This is a genomic window from Cellulophaga baltica (assembly GCF_018861125.1).
Lineage (GTDB): Bacteria > Bacteroidota > Bacteroidia > Flavobacteriales > Flavobacteriaceae > Cellulophaga > Cellulophaga baltica_A.
This window is the reverse complement of record NZ_JAHKQN010000013.1, coordinates 173,820-186,340: the sequence shown is the minus strand read 5'-3', so window position 1 is coordinate 186,340 and position 12,521 is coordinate 173,820. Positions and strand designations below refer to the sequence as shown.

At 31.1% G+C, this 12,521-nt stretch carries 11 protein-coding genes; 5 read left to right on the top strand and 6 right to left on the bottom strand.

Annotated features, from left to right (window positions below):
* Window positions 1–130 precede the first annotated feature (130 nt).
* From KO500_RS03570 to KO500_RS03545, 6 genes are read right to left on the bottom strand one after another with little or no spacing between them, the layout of a single operon-like run.
* Window positions 131–1,465, bottom strand: coding sequence for a glycosyltransferase 87 family protein (locus tag KO500_RS03570; protein WP_215955127.1), 1,335 nt, complete (start codon window positions 1,463–1,465; stop codon window positions 131–133).
* Window positions 1,466–1,467: 2 nt separating this feature from the next.
* Window positions 1,468–2,952 (bottom strand): cellulose synthase family protein, encoded by a 1,485-nt coding sequence (locus KO500_RS03565; protein ID WP_215955126.1) that lies wholly within the window; start codon window positions 2,950–2,952, stop codon window positions 1,468–1,470.
* 1 nt (window position 2,953) lies between these two features.
* Entirely contained in the window at window positions 2,954–3,643 is a 690-nt protein-coding gene (locus KO500_RS03560) for a glycosyltransferase family 2 protein (RefSeq protein ID WP_215955125.1), read from the bottom strand.
* Window positions 3,644–4,126 carry a toxin-antitoxin system YwqK family antitoxin gene (locus KO500_RS03555; RefSeq protein ID WP_215955124.1) on the bottom strand — a complete coding sequence of 161 codons (483 nt, stop codon included), beginning with the start codon at window positions 4,124–4,126 and terminating at the stop codon, window positions 3,644–3,646.
* Between the two features lie 5 nt (window positions 4,127–4,131).
* A complete protein-coding gene (locus tag KO500_RS03550) occupies window positions 4,132–5,712 on the bottom strand; it encodes a 4Fe-4S binding protein (RefSeq protein ID WP_215955123.1) in 1,581 nt (526 codons plus the stop codon).
* Between the two features lie 26 nt (window positions 5,713–5,738).
* Entirely contained in the window at window positions 5,739–7,085 is a 1,347-nt protein-coding gene (locus tag KO500_RS03545) for an NAD(P)/FAD-dependent oxidoreductase (protein ID WP_215955122.1), read from the bottom strand.
* 181 nt (window positions 7,086–7,266) lie between these two features.
* Between KO500_RS03545 and KO500_RS03540 the strand changes: the two genes are divergently transcribed.
* From KO500_RS03540 to KO500_RS03520, 5 genes are read left to right on the top strand one after another with little or no spacing between them, the layout of a single operon-like run.
* Entirely contained in the window at window positions 7,267–8,184 is a 918-nt protein-coding gene (locus tag KO500_RS03540; protein WP_215955121.1) for a transporter, read from the top strand.
* A gap of 45 nt (window positions 8,185–8,229) precedes the next feature.
* The gene (locus KO500_RS03535; protein ID WP_215955120.1) at window positions 8,230–9,234 is read left to right on the top strand and encodes a glycoside hydrolase family 113; all 1,005 of its coding nucleotides are present in this window, start codon (window positions 8,230–8,232) and stop codon (window positions 9,232–9,234) included.
* A 22-nt stretch (window positions 9,235–9,256) separates the two neighbouring features.
* A complete protein-coding gene (locus tag KO500_RS03530; RefSeq protein WP_215955119.1) occupies window positions 9,257–10,522 on the top strand; it encodes an outer membrane protein assembly factor in 1,266 nt (421 codons plus the stop codon).
* Between the two features lie 27 nt (window positions 10,523–10,549).
* Window positions 10,550–11,467, top strand: coding sequence for a hypothetical protein (locus KO500_RS03525; RefSeq protein ID WP_215955118.1), 918 nt, complete (start codon window positions 10,550–10,552; stop codon window positions 11,465–11,467).
* A gap of 31 nt (window positions 11,468–11,498) precedes the next feature.
* Window positions 11,499–12,518: an N-acetylmuramoyl-L-alanine amidase family protein gene (locus tag KO500_RS03520; protein WP_215955117.1), complete on the top strand. Its 1,020-nt coding sequence runs from the start codon at window positions 11,499–11,501 to the stop codon at window positions 12,516–12,518.
* Window positions 12,519–12,521: the final 3 nt, after the last annotated feature.

Sequence of the window (12,521 nt, the reverse complement as noted above, 5' to 3'; positions counted from 1 at the left end):
GTAAATGAACGCACAGGAGCTATTGCCCTGTCTGTAGAAACTAATATGTGTGCGTTTTTATTCATTATCGAGTCAAATGTACAAATTAAATTGACTTTTCAATACTTGTTGTCTAATTTTTACAAAAATTTCACTTTTTGTTACGAACGATACTTAATTCGTAAACCATGTACCCTATTACTAAAATATATTCAAGAGCTAAAATGCCTAAATGTTCTATGTAGTTGGCATTGGCATAAGCGTAATAACTTAAAATGATTACTCCTGACCAAATTAGTGCAAACCTATACTTTGTAAAGACAGTTAAGAACACTAGGAATACTACATACCAAGGATGTACAGTGGTTGATATAAAATAATAAATGCTGAGCACCCAAAGCATTGAGGTAATTAAGACCGGTAATTTCTCATTTTTTCTCAAAAAAGTAAATAGGAGAACAATTCCGATTGTCAATAACGGAGTTACTTTACCATATACTTTTACGATTTCCCAAGGTTTGCCATCAAAATAAGTTATTGAGATGGTTTTTATAATGTTGTACACACTTGCATTAAATTCAAAATTTGAAAACCATAAGCCAACAGTATCAGAATAATTACTAATGAATTCTGATGTGTAAAATGGAGCTAGTAATAGGATTGAGGTAACACCAACAATACTATAAAATTGAATACTTTTTTTAAAACTAAAATATTTAAAGAATAGTGGTAGAAAAAGTAATGGCACTAATTTTATTGAAATAGCACATGCATAGATTATACCTGCTAATTGCCATTTATTTTTCGATAGCAAGTATAATGACCAGGCAAAGAAAAAAAGCATGACACCTTCAAAATGAAGATTGCCTGTAAGTTCTACAATAATTAATGGATTTAAGAAATACCAAAATATTAAATGTGGTGATAAATTGAGATTTTTTAATAGTTTCTGACCGAAATAAACGATACCTATATCTGCAAGAATAATTATAATTCGCATTACAATTACAGAACCTAAAATTGATTTACAACCTAAAACCGAAGCAATAGAGAATATAATCTGATTTAACGGTGGATAATTACTATGAAATTTAGGGCTCAAGTCTCCCATTCCTGTTAATAATTCTTGGGCATTATCAATAACTAAGTTTGGCTGCTTAATTAGTTCATTTGGGACTTGTAAATATGGGTTTTGTAAGTTGCTCACCAACTCCCCATCCCATATAAAACGATAAAAATCTTGAGAAAAATTAGGCAGAATACAGATGAATATGATTCTGAAAATTATACCTGAAGCGAGTAAGAATTTTAAATTCCATTTTTCAAACTGAATGAGTTTAAAACAAAAAACTAATAACGCAAAAAATAGCGTTATTAGTTTTATAAATTCTGTTCGTTCAAAATGGTATGCGAATGTATAATACAAGATGCTACTAAAAAGCACCAATAAGATTGGAAGTTTATGAAGTTTCCAATACGAATACATACTTATGCTCTTGAAGTAAGAGATTTAAAGAATACAAATCCAAAACCTAAAAATAGCATGAAATGAAAAGGGAATAATCCGAAATCATTTAAAGGTATAGCACTATACATTCCAAAAAGGAAATAAATCATAAGCGCCGCTTCTAATATCATGTTTGGTGATAATTTTTTAGCTAAATATTTGTTGCCTTTCCAGCTGTCTTTAATATTGTTTAAGTTGAATTTTGGTGTACGTACAAATTCACTTCTTTTGCCCATATGACCTTCTAATACCGCAATTGAATTGTGTAAAGAGAAACCAAGTGCAACAGAGAAAAATGTAAAGAATATTTTTATGTAATCAACAAAGTTATTGATACTGCTACCTTGTATGCTTTTGTAAGTAAACCAATAACAGACAAATAGAATTATAGTACTAACTATGAAGAAACTAGTTACTTCAAATATCCAACCTAAATGTCCGTAGCTGTTTTTAATATATAACATAGGTATGCTTAAAAGAGCAACTATAAAAACACATAAGAACATTGAGCTGTTTAGTAAGTGCATTACCCCATGAAATTTTGTTTTAAAAGGGATGTTTTTAGCTGTTACAACACTAGTAACGGTTTTTCTGAAATTTTCAGCACCACCTTTATTCCATCTAAATTGTTGTGAACGCGCAGCGCTAATAACTACAGGTAATTCAGCAGGTGTTTCAACATCTTCTAAATATTTAAACTTCCAATTTTTAAGTTGTGCTCTGTAGCTCAAATCTAAATCTTCAGTAAGAGTATCACCTTCCCAGTTACCAGCGTCAAGAATACAATCTTTACGCCAAATACCAGCAGTACCATTAAAGTTGATAAAATGCCCTTTTGAGTTACGGCCAACTTGTTCTAAAGTAAAATGCGCATCTAAAGCAAAAGCTTGTATTTTAGTTAATGTTGAGTAGTCACGGTTAATGTGTCCCCAACGTGTTTGTACAACACCTATTTCAGTATCTTTAAAGTAGATAACAGTTTTCTTTAACCAATCAGATGATGGTAAAAAGTCAGCATCAAAAATGGCAATAAAATCACCTTTGGCAATTTCTAAACCTTCTTTTAATGCTCCGGCTTTAAAACCTTGTCTGTTAGTTCTACAAATATGCTTAATATCTAAACCAGTCTCTTGTAATTTTTTTACGTGAGCTGCAGTGTCAATTACTGTATCATCAGTTGAGTCATCCAATACTTGAATTTCTAACTTATTGGTTGGATATTCTATTTTAGCTATATTTTCAAGCAATCTATCCATTACATATTCCTCATTATAAACAGGAAGTTGAATGGTCACAAAAGGAATTTCTTTTGGGTCTAAAAGATTGAATTTTGGCGCTGTTTTATCTCTTCTTTTGTTTCCTAAGTAGTTGACTAGTAAGTTAAGTTGAGCAAGGCTGTAGAAAAATATTAATAGTAATGAGATACTATATACGGTAATGATAACGTAAGAAATTACTAATTCCATATTATTTTAAACTGTATTTAAAAATCCAAGTTAAGATTTTAATGCCAGCAAATATACTACCTTTTACGGTACCAGACACTTTTGACACTCCAATTCTTTTTTTATAACGCACTGGTACTTCGGTATATGAAAATTTGTTTTTTAATACTTTTAATTGCATCTCAACCGTCCAGCCATAAGTTTTATCTTGCATGTTAAGTGCTAGTAACTTATCGTATTTTATTGCTCTAAATGGTCCTAAATCTGTAAAATTAGCACCAAAAAATATTTTCATTAATACAGTTGCAAGCCAATTACCAAAAACCTGTTGTGGAGTCATAGAACCCTCTTCTCTTAAAGCTTTATCTCTTGCGCCTATAACCATATCAATATTATTATTAATAATTGGGGCAACTAATTTTGTTAGTTCTTCAGGGTAATCAGAATAATCACCATCTAAAAAAACAATAATATCTGGTTGTTTAGCTTGTTCTTCAATATAATGTAAACCTTTTAAACAAGCGTAACCATAGCCTTTTCTGTCTTCTGTTAAAACAGTTGCACCAGCATTTTCAGCTTTTAAAACGGTTTCATCGGTTGAATTATTGTTTACTACAATTGTTTCAGTAACAGTAGCAGGTAATTCATTAATCACATGAGCGATAGAGTCTGCTTCGTTAAAAGCAGGTATTATAACTTTAATTATACTCATTTATCTTAAGTCAGATAGTTTGTTTTCACTTCTAAAGCTTGAAAAACTAAACCATTCTTTAATTTTTTGTCCATCTTTATATTTTTCTGCAGAAGTCAATTTTTGATTGATATATTTTAAGCAATATCCATTTTTAATTCCCATACTTAATTGGCATTTATGATTTATAAAACCTTTTGAATCATAAAATAACCACCATTTTGACTTTTTTCCCTTTATATAGTTACCTGCTTTTGTAGGTTTTCCATGTTTAGAAAAATAATGCCAATACGCATCTTTTTTATTGTTTTTATAATGTCCTTGTTCAGAAACTTTTCCGTTTTTGTAATAGAATAACCAATACCCACTTTTAGAGTTATCATCTATCCAACCTTCTGATTTTAATTCGCCAGAATCGTAATAATTCTTGGTATATGTTTTTGCTAAAATTGTATTAAAAGCGAATATACAGAAGCAAACATAAAGAAAAGCTTTGAAATGCATGGTTCTTATTTTTTGTTTACAAGCTCCATTAAATCAACATCGTTTCCTAAAAGAACTTCAGTTGGGTTAATACGACCTTCTTCTGGTCCGTTTTCTAATTTTAATACACCACGTGGGCATACAGCAGAACAAACACCACAACCAACACAACTTGAACGTACAATGTTTTCACCTTTTTGGGCATAAGCTCTAACATCAATACCTTGCTCACAATACGTAGAACAGTTACCACAAGAAATACATTGGCCACCATTAGTTGTTATTCTAAAACGAGATTTGAAACGTTGTACAAATCCTAAATAAGCAGCTAATGGGCAACCGAATCTACACCAAACTCTATTTCCGAAAATTGGATAAAATCCAGTACCAATAACTCCAGCGAATATAGAACCAATTACTAAACTATATATGTTTTGTATGCTTGAAGTTTTTATGCCTAAAACGGTACCTGTTTCAGCAAAAAAGCTATACAATGTTAAACCCGTCATTACTACAGCAAATAAAAGTACACTGTGTATTAACCAACGTTCAACTTTCCACGAAAATAGTGATTTACTTGAGTGTTGCCTGTACGGGTCACCTAATGTTTCGGCTAAACCACCGCAACCACAAACCCATGAACAATACCATCTTTTACCAAAGAAATAAACCATAACGGGTACAATTACTAAGGTTAAAACAACACCCCAAACTAAGATGAATAAACCAATTCCACCACTATTTAATAGTGATTTTAAATTCCATTGAAAAAAGAAGTCATAATCTAAAGGAAAAGCATTTTTAAAATCATAATAAGGCATTTGTAAGCGCACCATTATTTCAGGAATAAGAAAGGCGAATACAATTTGAAAAAATAATACCGATGTTGTACGAACAACTTGATACATATTATGACGGTATTTAATGTACATACGCACAGCCATAACAGTCATTATTACGCAATACATAAAACCGTATACAAACCAATGGCCTGCAGGGTTACCACTTAAACTCTCACTTATAGGATCAACAACCAACGTCCAGTTTGTTGCATATTGTGATGCAAAATAAAGTACCAAGTAAAAAGATACTAAAAATACAAATACCATCCAGGCAATCCAACCTCTATTAGTCGCTGAATGAAGGTAAATACCATCGTTTTTAATTCCTTTTTTACCCAATAAAATAGCATTTGGTAAAATGAACATAAGTGCGCCAATAATACCTAACCCGAAGGTTAAAAACCACATTAGCCCCTTGTTTTCGGCAATAAAACCTGCGGCAGAAGTTTTACCAATAGCAGTGGCCATATCTTTTGCACTGGTGTATATTTTTTTTCCGTATTCTTTATTTTTAACGTGAACTTGGTTTGCGTTTTCTAATGCATCACTTACTAATGGAGATAAAGATTGCATACCGCTAAATTCCCTACCAACAATAGTTTTTTCTACATTCTGAATAAATACTTCACTCTTTATTTTTTTTTCGGACACAAAAGTGTCAAAATCTTTTTGTGTTAATTTGAATGAACCTGATAATGGTAATGCTGTAAATATTGCTAAGCCAATTAAGAATATTACAAGGCCTATGTTTTGAATTGTTTTCATGATGTTTATTTTTTCCTTGTAATTAATTATGCTTTGCTAAAAATTCGTTTCCAGCTTTTCTTTTTAGGAGTAATGTTTGAATTAAATTCTGAATTAAATTTTGAGACAATCTGCTGTTCGTAATTCTTAAAAAATTCAGGGTCAAAATTGGCGTCTTTTAAATATTCTAGTACAAAATAAATGTCTTTTTTCTCAGTGAGCCAACGGTCAAAAATTTCATGACGCATTCTAATTCCAAAAGTATTTATGCCCAAGAATTCTTTAGTGTCCTTTTCATAAGAAATGGTAATGCAGGTATTTTCAGTACTATGTCGCCAATGAAAATGTTCTTCGTAATCAGGTTTGTTACGCATACTATTTACCCAACCATAAGTTTGATATTCAATATCTAAAAATTTTGCAGAATTAAACCAATGTCCTGGGCTATATTTTGTTTTGTTGTCACAAATAGTTTGTGCTAAAGTTTCACCCATCATGCGGCCCGTATACCATACAGCTTCAATAGGTCTTCGTTTTCCAATACCTTCATGTTGCTCAGCACAATCACCAATAGCATAAATATCTTGTATATTAGTTTCTAAATAACGATTCACTTTTACACCTCTTCCTATTTCAATCCCAGATTCTTTTAAAAAATCTATATTGGGGGTAACGCCAGCAGTTAAACCAACTAAATTACAATCAATAATATCACCTTTGTCTGTTCTTACTGCTTTAGCATAACCTTTTTCATCGGCGATTATTTCTTCTAAATTCGTATCTAATCGTAAATCTATATGATGATCTAAAATATGTTCGTTTATAAGTTGCGATTCTCCATCAGGCAAAACTCCATTCCAAAAACTTTTTTCACGGACTAAAAAAGTAACAGGTATTTTTCTAGACCTGAGCATTTCTGCCATTTCAATACCTATTAATCCGCCACCAACAATTACGGCGCGTTTGCATTGCTCGTTATCAGGCGCATTTTTTTCTATGCCTAATAAATCTTGTTTAGAGTACATACCGTAAACGCCATCTAAATCTTGACCTGGCCATCCAAATTTATTTGGTTTAGAACCTGTGGCGATAACTAATTTATCATATGACATTGAGCCACCTTTTTTTAAAACTAGTTCTTTGCTTTCGTGATTTATTGCAGTAACAAAATCATTAACCAAATCAATTCTATTTTTTTTCCAAAACCAGTTTTCATAAGGTTGTGTATGTTCAAATTTCATATGACCCATGTACACATACATTAATGCTGTTCTAGAAAAAAAATAATCTGTTTCAGCAGAAATAATGGTAATTTTTTTATCAGATAATTTTCGAATATGACGAGCGGTTGTAATACCTGAAATTCCGTTACCAATAATGACAATATTTTCCATAAGGTTTGATTTGTTGTTTTGGTTGAGTCGAAACAAAATAACATAACTTAACAAAAAAAATTAATTTTTTCTGTTATAACTATGTGATACTTTTTACAGTTATTTGGTTCAACTTAAAAATTAACCGCATTATATTTAATTAATTTCCTAATTTTATATTGTAAGTAAATAACTACAAAATATGAAAAATATTTTAAAACCTTTATTTGTCACAACATTGTTTTTATATTATTCAAATTCGTTTTCTCAGCAAGAAATAATTGAGAATAAGAAAGAAAAGAGTAACATACAACAGTATACGCCCTCTAAGTTAATAGGAAAAGGACAGATTGACTTAAAATGGTTTAATAATTTATATACACAAACAGAAAGCACCTTTTCTGAAGGGTCCGAAGATCGTCAGACCTTTTTTACATCTACCTTAGAACTATATACAGGTGTTGGTGAAAATAAGCGATGGAATGTTGGTGCTATTTTAGAATTTAGATCTAATGTTATAGCTGATAGAAATGCTTTAGAAGTGTTCAAATTTGATGGTGAATCTGGTACAGCACGTTCTGGTTTAACATCAATTGCACCTTCTGTTAAGTTTGTTCCTTTTGCAAAAATCAGTAATTTCAGTATACAAAGTTCATTCTATATTCCTTTAATAGATAATGAAGTTGAAGAAGGTGTTTTTTTAGATCAAAAAGGATATACTTGGCAAAACAGATTTTTTTATGATTATACTTTTCCGGGTGATAAATGGCAATTGTTTTCTGAGTTAAATTCTGAATTCCATTTTGGTAAAAATGCTGTTTATGATGAGCAGGGAGACTCTATTGAGGGTAGTTTTGCGAATAACAGTTTAAACTTAACTCCGGGGTTATTTTTAAGTTATTTTCCATCTTCAAAGTTCACAGTTTTAGCATTGGCACAACATTCACAGCGTTTAGATTTAGGTAACAATTTTACACAAGATTTTACGGCACTTGGTGGTGGATTAAAATACCAGTTAACCGACGCTTTAAATATAGAAACTTTGTATACAAACTTTGTGAGAGGTAATAATACAGGTTTGGGTGAAACATTTAATGTCGGGCTTAGGGCTATTTTCTAATTCTAAGCTATTAAAACCCTATTTTTGATTTGATAATAATAGATAATGAAAAAAATAGGATTTCTTTTTTTGTGCATATTACAATTTTCATGTACAAGTCAATCTCAAACGAAAATTAACGGAATCAGTTTTGTTTCGTCAAGAGAAGGTGTTGCACAGGATCATGTAGAAAAAGTGGTCAATTTAAATGCCAATCATGCGGCAGTAATGCCTTTTGGTTTTGTGCAAAATATAAATTCACCTAAAGTTAATTTTAATACAGACAGGCAATGGTATGGTGAAACAAAAAAAGGAGTAAGCCAATACATTGATATTTTGCATAAAAATGGAATAGCCGTAATGATGAAGCCTCAAATATGGATTAGAGGAGGTGAGTTTACAGGAACTTTAGAAATGCATACGGAAGAAGATTGGAAAATATTAGAAGACACGTATAGAGATTTTATTACCATGTATGCAAAAGTAGCCGCAGATGCTAAAGTTGATATGTTTTGCATAGGTACTGAGCTTGAAAAGTTTGTGGAAAATAGACCAAATTATTGGTTGAAGTTAATAGTTGAAATAAAAGAAATTTACAAGGGTAAATTAACCTATGCTTCTAACTGGGATGAATTTAAAAAAACACCTTTTTGGGAAGAATTAGATTATGTAGGTGTTGATGCCTATTTTCCACTTTCTGAGGCTAAATCACCTACAGTAGAAAATTTGAAAGCTGGTTGGAGGTATTGGAAAGATGAATTGGCTACTTTTTCTGAAGAAAAAAGTAAACCTATTTTATTTACAGAGTATGGTTATAGAAGTATGGATTATACTGCAAAAAAACCATGGCTTGTAGATAGAAATGAAGAGAAAGTTAATTTAGAAGCTCAAGTAAATGCAACACATGCCATAATTGAAGAGTTTTGGCCAGAAAAATGGTTTGCCGGTGGTTATGTTTGGAAGTGGTTTATTAATCACAAACGATCAGGTGGTATTGAAGATAACCGGTTTACCCCACAAAATAAACCAGCAGAAAATACGATTAGAGAATTATATAAAAAATACCAATAAGTACCACCAAATGCCATAAACCATGAAAAACCAATTTTTACTATTTTTTGTCTTCATAAGTTTTACTTTATTTAGTAATGCTCAAGAACAAATAGTCTTGCAAGTTGATTTTTATGGTTTAAAAAGAAATAAAGAATCTTTTTTAAAGTCATTGTTATTGGTAAAAGCACAAACTGCTTTAGATTCTACACTAATAGAAACTGATATAAATAGGCTTAAGCGTTTACCTTCAATTGCACATGCTTATTATAAAGTAGAATTAATTTCAAAAAAAAACTATAAAGTAACCTATGGTGTAGAAGAGAATTTTACGTTAATACCTTTTGCTAATGTTTTTTCTTCTTCAAATGATGATTTGGCTTTTAGGCTTGGTTTACAAGAATTTAATGCTTTTGGTAAAAACGTAACCTTAGGAGGTTTTTACCAATATGATATTTTTAATTCATTTGGTTTATTAGTTAGAGCGCCTAACTTATTTAGTAGTAAACTGGGGTTGGCAGTAAATTATAATGATTTTATTACACGTGAACCTGCTTTTTTTGATGCAGGTACCGTTGATTATAGGTATAGAAACAAAGGAATTGAAATTTTAGGTCTATATGAGTTTAATGCCAGGCATAAGGCTGAATTTGGGGTTAGCTTTTTTACAGAATATTATGATTATTTAGAAGGTTTTTTGAATGACGATGTGCCAGAGAGTTTAAGTACAAATAAAAAGCTACTTAAGCTATTGTACAATTATGAGAATATTACCTATTATTATCAATATTTAGATGGTTTTAAAAGTGCTTTAAATTTGCAATATGTGAATAGTACCGATGCATCACTGCCAGATTTTTTAATCGGGTTTAATGACTTTTTATATTACAAGCGTGTTGGTAAATTAGGCAATTGGACAAATAGAGTAAGGCTTGGTTTGGCAAGTAATACAAGCAGTCCGTTTGCGCCTTTTACGGTAGATAATAATTTGAATATTAGAGGTGTTGGCAACACTATTGATCGTGGCACTGCGGCCATTGTTATAAATACAGAATACAGACATTCGATAATTGATAAAAAATGGTTTGTACTACAAGGCAATGTGTTTGTTGATGGAGGTACATGGCGAAACCCAGGTGGAGATTTTAATGATTTTGTTGATGAAAATAATATTAGAATATATCCTGGTGCAGGAGTAAGGTTTATACATAAAAAAATATTTAATGCCGTTTTTAGAATTGATTATGGTTATGGTATTACTAAAAACGGAACAAAAGGTTTAGTGTTTGGAATTGGTCAGTATTTTTAGTAATATTTGTAAATCAATCCCTTAGCTATGAATTTATCGAAATTTATTACATCGGTTTTTTGTTTTATTTCAACGCTTTTTATTTTAAATTCTCAAGAGAGTAAACCTACTTTTGTTGCTAAAAATGGCGATGGAATTGTGCAAATATTATATAGGGAAGGTTTAGATAAAAATGAATATTATCAAGAATTTTTAAGCTTAAATGAGGGTAAAATAAGCAAGGGCAGTATGCTTCGTATTGGTGAGGAGTATAAAATACCAAAAGCAGCTGTTTCTTATAGAAGCTTGGGGAGGAAAATAAACTTAACTACTGGCGTAGAAACTTCAATTTTTAACCCGACTAAAGCGGGGTTAAAAAAGAGAGATACTATTTTAAATAACTCGGTGTATTATTTGCTATTTGATAAGTTTAATAATCATGATTTATCCGTAGTAAATTCTGATTCAGAAAATAAAAAAACCTTAGCATTTGCTGTAGCTAAAGAACTTTTAGAAAAAGGAGCTAGAGTTTTTCTTTTTGAATATGACTCTATAGAAAATACAGGTTTAGGTGATTTTGTTGCAAAAATAAATCAACAATATTTAAAGCATCAAGAAGAGTATCAACGCTTATTAGTTGTTGATGTAGAAAATGGTTTCAATTCATCTGCTATAATTGATATTGCTCACCACCAAAAGAGTGAAAAAGGTAAAAAGTTATCTGATAATTTAGAGCGTGTTTTTAAATCTAACAGAATAAAATTATATGCAGATAGTAACAATGGAGCTCCTTTAACTGAAAAAACTAGCTTATATTTGGCAAACAATGCACTTCCGGCAATGACTTTTATTACTGTAAATAGTAATAAAAATAAGAGTATGGCAACAAGCAGTAAAAATAAATTTATTGATGTTATCTCTACTGGCATACAAGTTGATTATTCTAATATTGAAATGGAAGATTAGTAATAGTTCATACAAATAATAGATAATTTTAATGTCAGTTTTTAAGTTCAGAAAATCATTTTTTTTTGCAGTTGTAGTTACCGTAGTTTTTAATGGTATAGCACAAGAGACTCTGCAAACTGTTGTTGCAGAAAAAGGTGACGGCATATTGTCTTTATTAAGAAAACAAGGTGTAAACCCTTATGAAGGCTATGATGAATTTATTTCATTAAATATTGATAACCTCAGAGATAGTACTCATTTATACGAAGGTAGGGTTTATAAGATTCCCACAGTTCTTAATACAAAAGTGGAAACGAAAACTAAAGATGTTACAGGTATATCATATGCTATTTTTGGAGATAAATATGCAGAGGTTATATCACAAAGTACAAGGTTAGAAGGTGCTGTTTATTATTTAGTTTCAGGTCACGGTGGTCCTGATCCTGGGGCAATGACCACGTATAGAGGTAAAGCTATTGCTGAAGATGAATATGCTTATGATGTGACATTAAGGCTTGCAAAAGAATTGTTATCTCATGGAGCGATGGTGTATATCATAGTTCGTGATCCAGATGATGGTATTCGAGATGACCGTATTTTAGAGATTGATAGAGATGAGGTTGTTTACCCTGATAAAATAATACCACTCAACCAAGTCGCTAGATTAAAACAACGAGTTGAAGTAGTAAATGAACTTTACAGAAAAAATAAAGGTAAGTACCAACGTTTAATTGTTACACATGTTGATAGCAGGAGTAAGGGTCAAAATATTGATGTTTTCTTCTATCATCATGAAAAAAGTACAAACGGAAAAAAATTAGCAGAGAGTATTCATAAAACTTTTCAAGCAAAATATAAGAAATACCAACCCAATCGTACTTATGAGGGTACTTTTGAAGATAGAAGTTCGCTTTATTTGGTAAAAAAAACGCACCCAGCAATGACTTTTATTGAAATTGGAAATATTACCAATAAAAAAGATCAGCGCCGTATTTTAGATTATGAAAATAGACAAGCTTTAGCAAAATGGATTAGTGAAGGTGTTCTATTGGATTATGAAAAAAAATAAAAA